This window comes from Bradyrhizobium sp. Ce-3, assembly GCF_022835695.1.
In the GTDB taxonomy this organism is placed as follows: domain Bacteria; phylum Pseudomonadota; class Alphaproteobacteria; order Rhizobiales; family Xanthobacteraceae; genus Bradyrhizobium.
Genome location: NZ_BQUV01000002.1, coordinates 559158 through 573923, shown reverse-complemented (window position 1 = coordinate 573923; position 14766 = coordinate 559158). Strand labels below are relative to the sequence as shown.

13 protein-coding genes are annotated in these 14766 nt (G+C 66.0%); 4 read left to right on the top strand and 9 right to left on the bottom strand.

Going from position 1 to position 14766, the window contains the following annotated elements; genetic code table 11:
* Positions 1-27: 27 nt before the first annotated feature.
* Genes ntrC through dusB form a run of 3 tightly spaced genes read right to left on the bottom strand, consistent with a single transcriptional unit; the run spans position 28 to position 3656 of the window.
* A complete protein-coding gene (ntrC, locus tag BRSPCE3_RS09095) occupies positions 28-1470 on the bottom strand; it encodes a nitrogen regulation protein NR(I) (protein WP_021079341.1) in 1443 nt (480 codons plus the stop codon).
* Positions 1471-1482: 12 nt separating this feature from the next.
* Entirely contained in the window at positions 1483-2658 is a 1176-nt protein-coding gene (locus BRSPCE3_RS09090; protein ID WP_095734711.1) for a nitrogen regulation protein NR(II), read from the bottom strand.
* Positions 2655-3656 carry a tRNA dihydrouridine synthase DusB gene (dusB, locus tag BRSPCE3_RS09085; protein WP_244065456.1) on the bottom strand — a complete coding sequence of 334 codons (1002 nt, stop codon included), beginning with the start codon at positions 3654-3656 and terminating at the stop codon, positions 2655-2657. The genes BRSPCE3_RS09090 and dusB overlap by 4 nt, the downstream gene beginning before the upstream one ends.
* A 284-nt stretch (positions 3657-3940) precedes the next feature.
* Between dusB and BRSPCE3_RS09080 the strand changes: the two genes are divergently transcribed.
* The 3 genes from BRSPCE3_RS09080 (at position 3941) to BRSPCE3_RS09070 (ending at position 6304) form a co-directional block, all read left to right on the top strand.
* Positions 3941-5137 (top strand): bifunctional 2-C-methyl-D-erythritol 4-phosphate cytidylyltransferase/2-C-methyl-D-erythritol 2,4-cyclodiphosphate synthase, encoded by a 1197-nt coding sequence (locus BRSPCE3_RS09080; protein ID WP_244065455.1) that lies wholly within the window; start codon positions 3941-3943, stop codon positions 5135-5137.
* 1 nt (position 5138) lies between these two features.
* On the top strand, positions 5139-5738 hold the full coding sequence (locus tag BRSPCE3_RS09075) for a CinA family protein (RefSeq protein WP_244065454.1): 600 nt from the start codon (positions 5139-5141) through the stop codon (positions 5736-5738).
* A gap of 173 nt (positions 5739-5911) precedes the next feature.
* Positions 5912-6304, top strand: coding sequence for a BA14K family protein (locus BRSPCE3_RS09070; protein WP_244065453.1), 393 nt, complete (start codon positions 5912-5914; stop codon positions 6302-6304).
* A gap of 84 nt (positions 6305-6388) precedes the next feature.
* Here the strand turns inward: BRSPCE3_RS09070 and BRSPCE3_RS09065 are convergent, their stop codons facing one another.
* The 3 genes from BRSPCE3_RS09065 to lipA all read right to left on the bottom strand — a co-directional run bounded on the left by BRSPCE3_RS09065 (position 6389) and on the right by lipA (position 8433).
* Complete coding sequence (locus tag BRSPCE3_RS09065) at positions 6389-6856, bottom strand: type II toxin-antitoxin system RatA family toxin (protein WP_244065452.1); 468 nt, start codon at positions 6854-6856, stop codon at positions 6389-6391.
* Positions 6856-7395: an AAA family ATPase gene (locus BRSPCE3_RS09060; RefSeq protein ID WP_244065451.1), complete on the bottom strand. Its 540-nt coding sequence runs from the start codon at positions 7393-7395 to the stop codon at positions 6856-6858. The genes BRSPCE3_RS09065 and BRSPCE3_RS09060 overlap by 1 nt, the downstream gene beginning before the upstream one ends.
* A gap of 78 nt (positions 7396-7473) precedes the next feature.
* On the bottom strand, positions 7474-8433 hold the full coding sequence (gene lipA / locus BRSPCE3_RS09055) for a lipoyl synthase (RefSeq protein ID WP_244065450.1): 960 nt from the start codon (positions 8431-8433) through the stop codon (positions 7474-7476).
* Between the two features lie 132 nt (positions 8434-8565).
* On the opposite strand from lipA, the gene BRSPCE3_RS09050 reads away from it, so the two are divergent.
* Positions 8566-9171 (top strand): DNA-3-methyladenine glycosylase, encoded by a 606-nt coding sequence (locus tag BRSPCE3_RS09050; RefSeq protein ID WP_244065449.1) that lies wholly within the window; start codon positions 8566-8568, stop codon positions 9169-9171.
* 15 nt (positions 9172-9186) lie between these two features.
* Here the strand turns inward: BRSPCE3_RS09050 and BRSPCE3_RS09045 are convergent, their stop codons facing one another.
* From BRSPCE3_RS09045 to BRSPCE3_RS09035, 3 genes are all read right to left on the bottom strand, one after another.
* Complete coding sequence (locus tag BRSPCE3_RS09045) at positions 9187-12054, bottom strand: valine--tRNA ligase (protein WP_244065448.1); 2868 nt, start codon at positions 12052-12054, stop codon at positions 9187-9189.
* 215 nt (positions 12055-12269) lie between these two features.
* Positions 12270-13007, bottom strand: a complete 738-nt coding sequence (locus BRSPCE3_RS09040) for a PopZ family protein (protein ID WP_244065447.1) — start codon at positions 13005-13007, stop codon at positions 12270-12272.
* 342 nt (positions 13008-13349) lie between these two features.
* Positions 13350-14732: a TolC family outer membrane protein gene (locus BRSPCE3_RS09035; RefSeq protein WP_244065446.1), complete on the bottom strand. Its 1383-nt coding sequence runs from the start codon at positions 14730-14732 to the stop codon at positions 13350-13352.
* Positions 14733-14766: the final 34 nt, after the last annotated feature.

Genomic DNA, 14766 nt, shown 5'->3' with positions numbered 1-14766 from the left:
CGGGGCCCTCGCCCCGCCCCGTCAGCGCTAGCCGCCGCTCCGGTAGACCTGGATATCGAGGTCCCGGATCTTCTTGCGCAGCGTGTTGCGGTTCAATCCGAGCAGGTCGGCGGCCCGGATCTGATTGCCGCGGGTGGCCGCCAGCGCTGCGGTCAGCAGCGGGATCTCGATCTCCTTGAGGATGCGGTGATAGAGGCCGGGCGGCGGCACGCCGTTCGGGAAGCCCGAGAAGTGCGAGGACAGATAGGCCTCGACCGCCCCGCCGAGATTGTCGACGCCGACGGTCGCGGTGCTGCCCGAGGTGACCGCAGGCGGCGCCAACTCACCGTCGATCACAGAGGCGGTGATGACGTCCTGCGGATAGAGCGCAGCAAGCCGCCGGGCGAGGTTCTCCAGCTCGCGGACGTTGCCCGGCCAGCGGTGCTGCTTGAGGCGCTCCAGCGCCTGGGCATCGAGCTTCTTCGGCGGCAGGCCGTCCTTCTCGGCAAGCGAGAAGAAGTGCCGGATCAGGTCGGGCAGATCCTCGATCCGCTCGCGCAGCGGTGGCAGCCGCAGCGGCACCACGTTGAGGCGGAAGAACAGATCCTCGCGGAACAGGCCCTGCTGGATCAGGATGCGCAGGTCCTTGTTGGAGGCCGCGACGATCCGGACGTCGGTCTTGATCGGGGTGCGGCCGCCGACGGTGGTGTATTCGCCCTGCTGCAGCACGCGGAGCAGACGGGTCTGCGCCTCCATCGGCATGTCGCCGATCTCGTCGAGGAACAGCGTGCCGCCCTCGGCCTGCTCGAAGCGACCGGAGGCGCGTGTGTTGGCGCCGGTGAACGCGCCGCGCTCATGGCCGAACAGTTCTGACTCGATCAGGTCGCGCGGGATCGCCGCCATGTTGACCGCAACGAACGGGCCGTTGCGGCGCCGGCCGTAGTCGTGCAGCGCGCGGGCGACCAGCTCCTTGCCGGTGCCTGACTCGCCCGAGATCATCACGGTGAGGTCGGTCTGCATCAGCCGCGCCAGCACGCGGTAGATTTCCTGCATCGCCGGCGAGCGGCCGACCAGCGGGATCGAGTCGAACTCGCCGTCGTCGGCGGGACTGGAGACCCGCTCCTTCGGCTCGGCCAGCGCGCGGCCGACGATGGTGATCAGCTCCTTCAGGTCGAACGGCTTCGGCAGGTATTCATAGGCGCCGCGCTCGGAGGCACGGATCGCCGTCATGAAGGTGTTCTGCGCGCTCATCACGATGACGGGCAGGTTCGGCCGCATCTTCTTGATCCGCGGCAGCAGATCGAACGCGTTCTCGTCGGGCATCACCACGTCGGTGATGACGAGATCGCCCTCGCCCTGGCTGACCCAGCGCCACAGCGTCGCGGCATTGCCGGTCAGGCGAACCTCGTAGCCGGCGCGCGACAGCGCCTGGTTCAGGACGGTCCGGATGGCAGTGTCGTCGTCAGCGACAAGTATGCTACCTGCAGGCATTGTTGGTGTTCCTCATCGTGCGTCCTGAGAGGCAGGCGAGGACGTACCCGGAACGTCATCGCGGTTGCTTTGGTCGTGTTGCTTGGCGGCGCTGTACATCGGCATCAGCACGCGGAAGGTGGTTTTGCGCGGCTGCGACTCGCATTCGATGATGCCGCCGTGATCGCCGACGATCTTGGCGACCAGCGCGAGGCCGAGCCCGCTGCCGGTCTGCTTGGTGGTGACGAAGGGATCGAACAGGTTCGGCAGCAGGTCTTCCGGCACGCCTGAGCCGTTGTCCTTGACGCAGAATTCCAGCGGCAGCGAGACCCGCGACTTCTTGCCGGGCACCGACAGCCGCACGCCCGGCCGGAACGCCGTGGTGAGGTGGATCTCCGCATCGGTGCCGAGATCGGCAACCGCCTCGGCTGCGTTCTTCACGAGATTGAGGAAGACCTGGATCAACTGGTCCTGGTTGGCCAGCACCGGCGGCAGCGACGGATCGTAGTCCTCGATGAAACGGACATTGCGGGCAAAGCCGGACTGCGCCAGCCGCTTCACATGGTCGAGCACGGAATGGATGTTGACCGGCCCGCGCGCCACCGGACGGTCGTCGCCGAACACTTCCATGCGGTCGACCAGCGTCACGATGCGGTCGGCCTCGTCGCAGATCAGGCGGGTCAGCAGGCGGTCCTCGGAGGACGCCTGCTGCTCCAGCAACTGCGCGGCGCCGCGAATGCCCGACAGCGGGTTCTTGATCTCGTGGGCGAGCATTGCGGCCAGCGCGATCACCGAGCGCGCCGCGCTGCGATGGGTGAGCTGGCGGTCCATCTTGTCGGCAATGGTGCGCTCCTGCAGCATCACCACGATGTGCCCGGGCCGCTCGGTCAGCGGCGCGACATGCAGGTCGACCTGGCGATCCCCACCGATCCGCGGCGTGCCGAGATCGACCTTGTATTCGTTGACCGGCGAGCCGCTGGCCCGCACCTGCTCGATCAGCGCCAGCAGCGGGCTGCCGAACGGCACCAGCTCCTTGAGCGACTGCCGGCGCAGGAACTGGGTCGATATCTCGAAGAAGGACTCGGCTGCGATATTGGCATCGACGATCCGCCCGTCGGGCGCGACCAGCAGCACCGGATTGGGCAGCGCGTTGAGGATGGCCTCGCCGTCGGTCGGCACGGGCCGTCGAAATTCCATGGCTGACGTCATGCGGCAGCACTCCAGGCAAAATCGTCGTAGGCGTCCTGCAGCGCTCGATGCACGCCGGACGGCTCCTCCGAGGTCAGAATCGTCTGCCGCCAGGCCTTCAGCGTTGCCGCCGGCGCGCAGCTGTAAGCCGCAGCGGTCTCCAGCGCCCAGCCGAGATGCTTGCGCGCATGCCTGAGCCCGATACGCAGGCCGTAATGGCTGCAGACCTCGTCATAGAGTGCGCGAACATGCTTGAGCTGCTCCGCCAGCGACGGCGCAGCCTCGGCGATCCCGGTCTCGAGCCGGCGGCCGATCTGGCCGGGCAGCCAGGGCTGGCCCTGCGCGCCGCGACCGATCATGACGGCGTCGGCGCCCGACTTTTCCAGCGCACCGAGAGCCTTGTCGAACGAGGTGATGTCGCCATTGACCACGACCGGAATCGTGACGGCCTCCTTGACCGCGCGCACCGCGCTCCAGTTCGCCTCGCCCTTGTAGAACTGGCAGCGGGTGCGGCCATGCACCGTGATCATCTGCACGCCTGCCGCCTCGGCGCGACGCGCCAGCTCGGGCGCATTGAGCGAGCGATCGTCCCAGCCGAGCCGCATCTTCAGTGTCACCGGCACCTTGACTGCCGCCAGCGTCGCCTCGATCAACGTCACCGCGTGATCAAGGTCGCGCATCAGGGCCGAGCCGGACTGACCGCCGGTCACGTGGCGCGCCGGGCAGCCCATGTTGATATCGATGATGTCGGCACCGGCGCCTTCGGCGATCCGTGCGCCCTCCGCCATCCAGTGGGTCTCGCAGCCCGCAAGCTGGACCACATGGGGCCCGATCCCTGCTGCCTCACAACGCAGCTTCGACATCGGCTTGCCGTTCACCAGATCGTCGCTGGCGGTCATCTCGGAGACCACCAGGCCGGCGCCCAGGGTAGCGGCGAGTCGCCGGAACGGCGCGTCCGTGATGCCGGACATGGGCGCGAGGAGAACCCGGTTGGCGACAGCAATATCACCTATCTTCAATGGGTTACGAGGGGTACTTTGCACGCCGGTCACAGCCGTCTCGTCGTTCTGTCAGCCACGCCATTGCAGCTGACGGTGTCTATTCTGCGCACAATTCTTGTGCAGTCAAGGTTCATGCCTACGGTTTAGACATTCCTACCACCAGTGCAAGTGCACTGCAACAAAATCTGCTTTTCCCACAGTCATCGCAAACGCTCTGTTTTTGCGCAGCGGTCATGCTAAGGGCTGTGCGCGGCGGTCGACGCCGCTCCCCTCATCCCCGATTCGTCTGTCACTGGTTCAAAATGCCGAAGCCTGAGCGTACCGCAGCCATCCTTGTCGCAGCCGGCCGTGGACTGCGCGCCGGCGCAGGCGGACCAAAGCAGTACCGGACGATCGGCGGACAGACGGTGATCTACCGCGCCATGGAGGCGTTCTCCGGACATCCGGACGTTTTCGCGGTACAGCCGGTGGTCAATCCTGACGATGCCGCGCTGTTCGATGAAGCGGTCGCGGGCCTCCGCCATCAGCCGCCGACGCCTGGCGGCGCGACAAGGCAGGCCTCGGTCCATGCCGGGCTCGAGGCGCTCGCCAGCGAGAAGCCGGACATCGTTCTGATCCACGACGCCGCCCGCCCCTTCGTTACGCCCGCGGTGATCTCGCGCGCGATCGCCGCGGCCGGTCGAACCGGGGCTGCGATCCCGGTGATTCCCGTCACCGACACGATCAAGCTCACCGGCGATACCGGCGATGTCGAGGCGACGCCGGAGCGCGCGCGGCTGCGGATCGCGCAGACGCCACAGGCTTTTCGTTTCGACGTAATATTGGAGGCGCATCGTCGCGCGGCGCGCGAGGGCCGCAGCGATTTCACCGACGATGCCGCGCTTGCCGAATGGGCGGGATTGACCGTTGCGACGTTTGAAGGCGATGCTGCCAACATGAAACTCACCACACCCGAAGACTTCGTGCGCGAGGAAGCGCGGCTCGCAAGCCAGCTCGGCGACATCAGGACCGGCACCGGCTACGACGTGCACGCTTTTGGCGACGGCGACCATGTGATGATCTGCGGCGTGCGCGTGCCGCACACACGCGGCTTCCTGGCGCATTCCGACGGCGACGTCGGGCTGCATGCGCTGGTCGACGCGATCCTCGGCGCGCTCGCCGACGGCGACATCGGCTCGCATTTCCCGCCGAGCGACGCCAAGTGGAAGGGCGCCTCCTCCGACCAGTTCCTGAAATACGCCATCGAGCGCGTCACCGCGCGCGGCGGACGGATCGCCAATCTCGAGGTGACGATGATCTGCGAGCGGCCGAAGATCGGCCCGCTGCGCGACACCATGCGGGCGAAGATCGCGGAGATCTCCGGCGTCCACATCTCGCGCGTCGCGGTCAAGGCGACCACCAGCGAGCGGCTCGGCTTCACCGGCCGCGAGGAAGGCATCGCGGCAACCGCGAGCGCCACGGTCCGCCTCCCCTGGAATGAAGACGGCTGGAGTGCCTGAGATGGGCGGCAGCGACGCTCGTGCCCTCTCCCGCTCGCTGCTCGACCTGTGCCGGATGCGCAAGCTGACCATCGCGACCGCCGAATCCTGCACCGGCGGCCTGGTCGCCGGCGCACTCACCGACATCCCCGGCTCGTCCGACGTGATCGACCGCGGCTTCGTCACCTATTCGAACGAGGCCAAGCGGGTCATGCTCGGCGTCAGGGCCGCGACGCTGGAGACATTCGGCGCGGTGAGCAAGGAAACCGCGACAGCGATGGCGATCGGCGCGCTGGAAAAGGCCGGCGTCGACCTTGCGGTCTCGATCACCGGCATTGCCGGCCCCGGCGGCGCGACGCCGGGCAAGCCGGTCGGCCTGGTGCATTTCGCCGTCGCCGCGCGCGACGGCCGCATCCTGCATCGCGAGCAACGCTTCGGCGCGATCGGCCGCAGCACGGTGCGGCAGCGCTCGGTGGTCGAGGCGCTACGCATGCTGATGGAACTCGCGCGCCCGCCGCAGGCCGCAAAGCCGCGCCGCGAGGCCGCCAGCCGGTTGCGGCCGAGGGTTGCCCGCTCGCCGCGAAGCCACGCTGCGAAACGCCGGCGGCCGCCGCGCGGCTAGGTCGACGAGAGTCGAATCGCGCAAAGCGCCGACTTCACACTACCCTCAAGTCAACTGCGACCCAGTGCCGCCTATCTCAGGTGGAACTTGGACGTCAGCTCGCCGTTTTCTGTTGATCCAACTCTGCTGTTTCAGCCGTTCTTCGAACAGCAAAATCCCACAACAAGGAGAAAATGATGAAGTTGGGAACTTTGGTCGTGGCCGCAATCACCACTGGCGCCATGACTCTGTCGACTGTTGCTCCCTCGTTCGCCGCCCCGCTCGTACCTGCACGCCCGCAGGACCAGCCGACCTCCGTCGAACACGTCCAGTACCGTCACTGGCACGGCGGCGGCCCGCGCTATGGCTATCGCGGCGGCTACCGTGGCGGATACCACCATCACGGTGGCGGAAACGGCGCTGCGATCATCGGCGGGCTTGCGGCCGGTGCGATCATTGGTGGCGCCATCGCAGCAAGCCAGGCCAAGGCCAACAACGACGCCTATTGCTCGCAGCGTTTCCGCTCCTACGACCCGGCGTCAGGTACCTACATCGCCTCCGGCGGCGTACGTCGTTCCTGCCCGTAAGTCGGCGAACGAGCCCCACGCATCATCCGTCATGCCCGGCCCTGCGCCGGGCATTTGCGTTCCGGGAATGCCGAGGCGGCGTCGCTACGTCGACAGCTGAGGCTTGCCGTAGACCTGATCCGCCCGCTTCTCGAACGCCGCCGCGAAGCGTGAGAAGGCGGCGTCGAACATCGAGCCCATCAGCATCGCCAGCATCCGGCTCCTGAACTCGTAGTTCAGGAAGAAGCCGACATCGCATTCGGCCTCGGACTTCGGCTCGAAGCTCCAGCGATTCTCCAGATTGCTGAACGGGCCGCGCAGATATTCGACCAGTATCTTCAGGTTGGGCCGGTCGAGCGTCACCCTGCTGGTGAAGGTTTCCTTGACCAGCTTGAAGGAGACCGTCATGTCGGCCACCACGATCTCGGTGCCGTCGTCCTTCGGCGTGCGCTGGCGGACCTTGAGCGCCTGGCACAGCGGCACGAATTCGGGATAGCGCTCGACGTCGGCGACCAGATCGAACATTTGAGATGCGGTGTGGCGGACCCGCCGTTTGCTGGAGAATCGCGGCATCAGTGGATACTCGCACGGTTTTGCAGGCGTGCGAGGCGCTTCAGGTAATCGTCCGCCTGGGCCCGATCGGTGAAGCAGACCAGCGCTTGATCGGCGCGCAGACCGGCAAAATATTCGAGCAGCTTCGGCCGCTGCTGCTGGCGATAGGTCCAGACGTAGCGGAAGAATTCGAGGTCGATCTTCTCGGGGCAGCCTTCCGCCATCTCGGGGCGGACCTGGCCATAGCTGCCGGCAATCCGCCTGAAGATACCGAGCATGCAGGTCGATCGCGGCAGGTCGAACCAGATGATCGTGTCGGAGAGCTCGCGGCGCAGCTCACCCGCACCATGCCGCATATAGTTGCCATCCATGATCCAGCGCGGTGCGCGGGCGGCTTCGGTCATACGGTGCTCAAATTCGTTCTTGTCGGATTCGATCCAGCCCGGCTTCCAGAACAGCGCATCGATCGACACAGTCGGGATGCCCGTCATGGCGGACAGCCGCCGCGCAAAGGTCGACTTGCCGGATCCCGACGATCCCATCACCAGAACGCGCTGCATTGTCCCGTCCAAAGGCTCAATCATGGCTCGATCGAGCGACGGCGCGTGATGGCGCCGGCTCACCGCCGGTTACAAAATCTAGCGGCCGCGGGCCGTGCGGGCCGCCTGCAGTTTGGCAAAATCCTCGCCGGCATGGTGCGACGAGCGTGTCAGCGGACTCGCCGACACCATCAGAAAACCCTTGGTATAGGCGACGCGCTCGTAGCCGGCGAACTCGTCCGGCGTCACGTAGCGCATCACGGCGTGATGCTTGCGGGTCGGCTGCAGATACTGGCCGATGGTCAGGAAGTCGACGTCGGCCGAGCGCAGATCGTCCATCACCTGCAGCACCTCGTGCCGCTCTTCGCCGAGGCCGACCATGATGCCGGACTTGGTGAAGATGGTCGGGTCCATTTCCTTGACCCGCTGCAGCAGCCGGATCGAATGGAAATAGCGCGCGCCGGGACGGACCGTCAGATAGCCCGACGGCACGGTCTCCAGATTGTGGTTGAAGACATCGGGCTTGGCCGCGACCACGCGCTCGAGCGCGCCTTCCTTGCGCAGGAAGTCCGGTGTCAGGATCTCGATCGTGGTGGTCGGGCAGCGCGCACGGATGGCGCGGATCACTTGCGCAAAATGCTCGGCGCCGCCGTCGGCGAGATCGTCGCGATCGACCGAGGTGATGACGACATGGGCCAGGCCGAGCTTGGAGACCGCCTCGGCAACGTGTTCGGGCTCATGGGCGTCGAGCGCGCCGGGCATGCCGGTCTTGACGTTGCAGAACGCGCAGGCGCGGGTGCAGGTGTCGCCCATGATCATGAAGGTGGCGTGCTTCTTGTCCCAGCACTCACCGATATTGGGGCAGCCCGCCTCCTCGCACACCGTGACGAGGCCGTTCTCCTTCACGATCTTGCGCGTATCCGCATAGCCGCGCGTGTTCGGCGCGCGAACCCGGATCCAGTCCGGCTTCGGCGGCGACACGGCATCGGGCCGGTTCACCTTTTCGGGGTGACGCGGGCGGAGCTGAGTGGTGGAGATGGTGTCGACGATGGTGACCATAGGTGCCTGCAAGTCGCGAGAGACCTTAGCTAATCGGTGTTGATGCGGCTCGCAACCCGCCCTGCGACCCTAGCAGATCAGCCCAGATATTGGCAGTCTTGCGGTCCGTTCCACGCCGATTCCTACCTCAAAATGGCTCAAAAACCCCGCTTCACCCGCGCGACCGCGCCGCGCCTCGGCAAAACTCTGAAACGCGCGTTCTTCGACCGCAGCGTCCATGAGGTCGCGCCCGAGCTGATCGGCGCGACCTTCCTGGTCGGCGGCGTCGGCGGCATCATCACCGAGGTCGAGGCCTACCATCACACCGAACCGGCCGCGCACTCCTACAACGGCCCGACCCCGCGCAACCAGGTGATGTTCGGCCCGCCGGGCTTCTCCTATGTCTACCGCTCCTACGGCATCCACTGGTGCGTCAACTTCGTCTGCGAGGAAGCCGGCTCGGCCAGCGCCGTGCTGATCCGCGCGATCGAACCGACCCACGGGCTCGCCGCGATGCGCCGCCGGCGCGGGCTCGAGGACGAGCGCGCGCTGTGTTCAGGCCCCGGCAAGCTGTGCGAGGCGATGGGCATCACCATCGCGCACAGCGAACTGCCGCTCGACCGGCCGCCGATCGCGCTCCACGCGCGGCTGGAGCCGCCCGACATCGTCACGGGAGTGCGGATCGGCATCACCAAGGCCGTCGAGCTGCCCTGGCGCTACGGGCTGAAGGGATCGAAATTCCTCAGCAAGCGGTTCTGAGCGTCGAGGCGCGGATCATGACGCCTTCTTCAGCAGCTCGATCGCCTCGAGGATCTTGGCCCGGCGCTCCTGCGCAGCCGCGCGCTTTTCTTTCTCTTCCTCGACCAGCTCTTCCGGCGCGTTGGCGACGAACTTCTCGTTGGAGAGTTTGGCGTCGACGCGCTTGATGTCGGCATCGGCCTTGCCGAGCTCCTTCTCCAGCCGTGTCCGTTCGGCGGCAAGATCGATCACGCCCTTGAGCGGCAGCGCGACCACTTCGCCGCGCACCAGCAGCTGCATGGCGCCTTGCGGCGCGGCGTCGGCGAAGGAAATCTCCGACAAGCGCGCGAGGCGCTTGATGGTGTCGTTCCAGCGCTGGGCGCGGTCGCGCGTCTCGTCCGAAGTCGTCACGATCACCAGCGGCGTCAGCGTCGACGGCGGGATGTTCATTTCCGCCTTCACCGAGCGCATCGCGGTGACGAGATCGACCACCCAGCCGATCTCGGCTTCAGCCGCGGGATCGCTGAACGCGTCGGCGTCGAGCGCGGCAATCACTGGCGGAATGATCGGATCGACCACCGGACCGGCGGTCGCGATCGCCGCCAGCTGCTCGCCGGTCACGCCCGGCTTGCGTGGCCAGGGCGCCAGCACGAGCAGGCCGTCGCGTTTTGCCGTCACCGCCCACAGCTCCTCCGTGATGAAGGGCATGAACGGATGCAGCAGCTTGAGGATCTCGTCGCGCGTCCAGGCGATCATGGCGCGGGTCTCGGCCTTGGCGGCGCCCTCCTCGCCCATCAGCACCGGCTTGGCGAGCTCGAGATACCAGTCGCAGAACACGTTCCAGACGAAGCGGTAGATCGCAGCCGCGGCATCGTTGAAGCGATGATCCTCGATCGTCTCGGTCACCTCGCGGGTGACGCGCGAGGTTTCGTGCGCGATCCAGCGGTTCAACGTCTCCTTGGCGCCCTTCGGATCGAAACCGTCCGGCTTGACGCACTCGTTCATCTCGGCGAAGCGGCAGGCATTCCAGAACTTGGTCGCGAAGTTGCGGTTGGTCTCGACCAGATGCGGCGACAGCCGGATGTCATGGCCCTGCGCCGCCTCGCGGGTCAGCGCGAAGCGCAGCGCGTCGGCGCCGTATTCGTCGATCACGCCGAGCGGGTCGATGACGTTGCCCTTCGACTTCGACATCTTCGCGCCCTTCTCGTCACGGACGAGGCGGTGGATGTAGACGGTCGAGAACGGCGCCTGCTTCATGAAATGCAGGCCCATCATCATCATGCGGGCGACCCAGAAGAAGATGATGTCGAAACCCGTGACCAGCGTGTTGGTCGGGTAGTAGCGCGCGACCTCCGGCGTGTCGTCCGGCCAGCCCAGCGTCGAGAACGGCCACAATGCCGACGAGAACCAGGTGTCGAGCACGTCTTCATCACGCGTGATGAAGCCCTCACGCTTGGCGGGGTCAACCGCCATGTCGTGGCCCTGCTCCGGCGTGATGACTTCCTGTTCGACGTAATAGCCGAGCGCGTTGCCGACCGCCTCTTCCTCGGTCTCGGCGACGAACACCTTGCCGTCGGGTCCATACCAGGCCGGGATCTGATGGCCCCACCAGAGCTGGCGCGAGATGCACCAGGGCTGGATGTTCTCCATCCACTCGAAATAGGTCTTTTCCCAGTTCTTCGGGACGAACGTCGTCTCGCCCGAGCGCACCGCCGCCATCGCCGGCTGCGCCAGCGTATGGGCATCGACGTACCACTGGTCGGTCAAATAGGGCTCGATCACCACATCGGAGCGGTCGCCATGCGGCACCATGTGGGTGTTGGGCTCGATCCGCTCGAGGAAGCCGAACTCCTCCAGCCGCGCCACGATCTTCTTGCGCGCGGCGAAGCGTTCGATGCCGTGAAACTCCGCCGCGAATTCGTCGACGCCCGCCGGCAAGCCGCGCAGATAGTCCTCGTTGCCGGTGAGATTCAGGCAGCCTTCCTGATCCAGCACGCTGATCTGCGGCAGGCCGTGGCGCTTGCCGATCTCGAAATCGTTGAAGTCGTGCGCCGGCGTCACCTTGACCGCGCCCGATCCCTTCTCGGGATCGGAGTAGTCGTCGGCGACGATCGGAATCTTGCGGCCGACGAGCGGCAGGATGACGTGCTTGCCGACCAGGTCGGTGTAGCGCTCGTCGTCCGGATGCACCGCGACCGCGGTGTCGCCGAGCATCGTCTCCGGACGCGTGGTCGCGACCACGATGAACGATTTCGGATCCTCGGGGCTGAAGCTGCGGCCTTCGATCGGATAGCGCAGGTACCAGAGATGCCCCTTGATCTCCTTTTGCACCACTTCGAGATCGGAGATCGCGGTGAGCAGCTTCGGGTCCCAGTTGACCAGACGCTTGTCCTTGTAGATCAGGCCCTGGCGGTGCAGCTCGACGAACACCTTGACGACGGCGCGCGACAGCCCCTCGTCCATGGTGAAGCGCTCGCGCGACCAATCGCAGGATGCGCCGAGGCGTTTCAGCTGGTTGACGATGGTGCCGCCGCTTTCGGCCTTCCACTGCCAGACCCGCTCGAGGAACTTGGCCCGGCCGATGTCGCGGCGGCCCGGCTCCTGCCGTTCCATCAGCTGACGCTCGACCACCATCTGGGTGGCGATGCCGGCATGGTCGGTGCCGGGCTGCCACAGCACGTCGCGGCCGCGCATCCGCTCGAAGCGGCACAGGATGTCCTGCAGCGTGTTGTTGAGCGCGTGGCCCATGTGCAGCGAGCCGGTGACGTTCGGCGGCGGGATCACGATGGTGAAAGGCGCGGCGTCCTTGCGCTCGGGCTGGCCGGCCTTGAACGCACCGCTCTCCTCCCAGATCTGGGCCATCCGGAGCTCGATATCGGCGGGCTGGTAGTTTTTCTCGATCATGACAATGCGCTGTGGACCATGGGGGAAAGGGTAGAAAGCCGCCAGAGCGCACCAAGTCAACCGGACCGGCACGCCAAAAGCGGGCGTCGAAGGCGTTTTCGAGCGAAACGCGTCAAAACAGGGGGTTAGAGTTTCGGCTCTGACCTTACCAGAACCGCGGCTCTCTGGGGCATTTGGGGAGCTGAATAGCGGCTGCCAAGGCCCGTGCGGCGGCGCTAGCGCCCGCGGGAGACCCGCTCGATCTCTGCCTTGACGATCCGCTCGACCAGCCCCGGCAGATTGTCGTCCAGCCAGGACTTCAGCATCGGCCGCAGCATCTCCTTGACCAGATCCTCCAGCGTCCGAGCATTGTTGCTCAGCACGGTGTTGGCCAGCGAGTTGAAGGCGGATTCGACCGCCCGCATCGTGGTTCCCGAGATGATCTGCTGCATCGGCGCGGTTTCGACCGCCGGTGCTTCTCGAACCGGCTCTCGCATCGGTTCCGGCGCCCGTGTGCGAGCTTCCGTGAACTCGACATCGTCCTGCGGCTCGACCTTGCGGAACGACGGCGCGGCGGCCGGCTCCGGCAGTGCCATATCGTCGGTCAGCTCGAACACATCGGCTTCGGGTTGGGCCTCGGGCTGCGGCGACGGCCTGATCTCGGCCGCGGGCGTCGCCTCGTCGAGACTGGCGAGCAGCGAATCGATGTCGTCCTGACTGTTGCTGGCTGGCGCCGGTGCAGGCGGCGCCGACTTCGGCGCTGGCGCGGCAGCCTTCGCGGCCGGAGGCGCTGCGGGCGGCGGGCTCTTCATCGCGGGCTTGGCTGCTGGTGGCTCGACCTTGGGCGGCGGCGCTGCGACCGCCGCAGGTTTGTCGGCTGCGGCCGGCTTCGCCTCGTCATCGGCAATGATGCGACGGATCGACGCCAGGATCTCCTCCATCGAGGGCTCTTGGACCTTCGCAGGTTGCGTCATCTCCGACTCCACATCGAAACTTATTTTACATCAAGCCTGAGAGGATTCGCCGGTTCCGATGAAGCGGGCGGAGATTTTCGTTGCTCCCGCCCGACTTGTCCCCAGATCACGCCCGCCCGCGGCCTCGTGCAAGCTTCGTGTCGCCCAATGCAGCGTGATGACAGGTGGCGTCGCACCTGTCATCACGCTACGCCGGCTCGCCGCGAATCGCCTTGCTGCCCGATAAAACGGTATGTCAGGCCAATTATCGATTGCAAGCAAACGCGCCTGTCCGTGGTCCTGATTAACTCAGAACCACAAACATGGCGCGACAAGCGATGACGACGTGAAGATGTCCGGACGTTAGCGGCCGTCGGGTGTGCGGACGCCGGTCCAGTTGTCACGAACCTGCTGGTAATGCACGCTCGGATCGTAGACGGTGGTCGAAAGGCCCATCACCTGCGGCGACAGCCGGCCGATGTAGTTCAGCACGTTGTAGGACGCGACGACGCGATCGTGCTGTGCGTTGACCAGCGTGTTGCGCGCGGTGACCAGCGCCTGCTGCGCGTTGAGCACGTCGAGCGTGGTGCGCTGGCCGGCCTTGGCTTCTTCACGCACACCGTTGAGCGCGATCTCGGATGCGGCGACCTGCGCCTGCGCCGACGACACCTGCGACTTGCCGGCGACCAGCTGGCCCCAGGCGGTGATCACGTTGGCGCGGGCCTGATCCCTGGTCTGATCCAGCACCAGACGCTGCTGCGCCAGCGATTCCTTGGACTGGCGGATCAGGGAATATTCCGTGCCGCCCTGATAGATCGGCAGCGAGAATTGAACCCCGACCGAGGCGTTGAACAGGCGGTACACGGTCAACTGCGTCTCATAGCCCTGGCTGACCGATGCCTGCAGCCCAACCGTCGGCAGCAGCGCGCCTTCGGCAACCTTGGTCTGCAGGAAATTGACGTCGACGCCGAACATCGCACCGGTGACGTTCGGGTTCTGGGTCAGGCTGAGCTCGACAGCGGCAGAGAGCGTCGCCGGCAGGAACCGGTCGACCGGCGAGCCTGGCGCGAGATTCTGCGGCTCGTTGCCGATGATGCGGCGATAGTTCGATCGCGTCGTCGTCAGGTTGGATTCGGCGGTGAGCTGCTGGGTTTTGCCGGCCGCAAGCTGGGCCTCGGACTGCGCAACGTCGGTTCGCGTCACTTCGCCGACGTTGAAGCGGTCCTGGGTCTGCTTCAGCGTCTGTTCCAGCACCCGCGTATTGCTGCGCTGAACCTCGACGATGGCGGAATCGCGGAGATAGTCCATGTAGATGGTGGCGGCGCTCAAAAGCACGGACTGCTCGAGCACGCGCAAGCCTTCACGCGCCGACGACACCTGGCTTTCGGCCTGGCGCACCTTCGGCGCATTCTGTGCGTTGAACAGCGACTGGCTGGCGGTGATGCCGACGGTGCGCTGCCGGCTCACGCCGGACAATGCCGGGCTCCCCTGCGTCAACTGTTCGTCGGTGTATTGCCCGCCGGCGGTGGCCGTCAGCGAGACCTTCGGACGGTAACCCGAGAGCGCCTGCGGAACGTTTTCGTCGGTCGACCGCACGAACGCACGCTGTGCGTTCAGCTGGGGATTGTTCTGGTAGGCCCGCACCAGCGCGGATTCGATCGTTTCGGCCAGCGCGGGCACGGGGCCCATCTCTGCCAATATCAGGACGGCAGTCGCAGCCGCGGTGATAGCCTTCACCCCACGCATCCCCGGTAATCCAATCATTGTAGTCGCCGTCTCC

Excerpts from the sequence above, each read along its gene's own strand:
- ntrC (WP_021079341.1), bottom strand. The coding sequence starts at position 1,470 with ATGCCTGCAGGTAGCATACTTGTCGCTGACGACGACACTGCCATCCGG.
- BRSPCE3_RS09090 (WP_095734711.1), bottom strand. The coding sequence starts at position 2,658 with ATGACGTCAGCCATGGAATTTCGACGGCCCGTGCCGACCGACGGCGAG.
- BRSPCE3_RS09080 (WP_244065455.1), top strand. The coding sequence starts at position 3,941 with ATGCCGAAGCCTGAGCGTACCGCAGCCATCCTTGTCGCAGCCGGCCGT.
- BRSPCE3_RS09075 (WP_244065454.1), top strand. The coding sequence starts at position 5,139 with ATGGGCGGCAGCGACGCTCGTGCCCTCTCCCGCTCGCTGCTCGACCTG.
- BRSPCE3_RS09070 (WP_244065453.1), top strand. The coding sequence starts at position 5,912 with ATGATGAAGTTGGGAACTTTGGTCGTGGCCGCAATCACCACTGGCGCC.
- BRSPCE3_RS09065 (WP_244065452.1), bottom strand. The coding sequence starts at position 6,856 with ATGCCGCGATTCTCCAGCAAACGGCGGGTCCGCCACACCGCATCTCAA.
- BRSPCE3_RS09060 (WP_244065451.1), bottom strand. The coding sequence starts at position 7,395 with ATGCAGCGCGTTCTGGTGATGGGATCGTCGGGATCCGGCAAGTCGACC.
- lipA (WP_244065450.1), bottom strand. The coding sequence starts at position 8,433 with ATGGTCACCATCGTCGACACCATCTCCACCACTCAGCTCCGCCCGCGT.
- BRSPCE3_RS09050 (WP_244065449.1), top strand. The coding sequence starts at position 8,566 with ATGGCTCAAAAACCCCGCTTCACCCGCGCGACCGCGCCGCGCCTCGGC.
- BRSPCE3_RS09045 (WP_244065448.1), bottom strand. The coding sequence starts at position 12,054 with ATGATCGAGAAAAACTACCAGCCCGCCGATATCGAGCTCCGGATGGCC.
- BRSPCE3_RS09040 (WP_244065447.1), bottom strand. The coding sequence starts at position 13,007 with ATGACGCAACCTGCGAAGGTCCAAGAGCCCTCGATGGAGGAGATCCTG.
- BRSPCE3_RS09035 (WP_244065446.1), bottom strand. The coding sequence starts at position 14,732 with ATGCGTGGGGTGAAGGCTATCACCGCGGCTGCGACTGCCGTCCTGATA.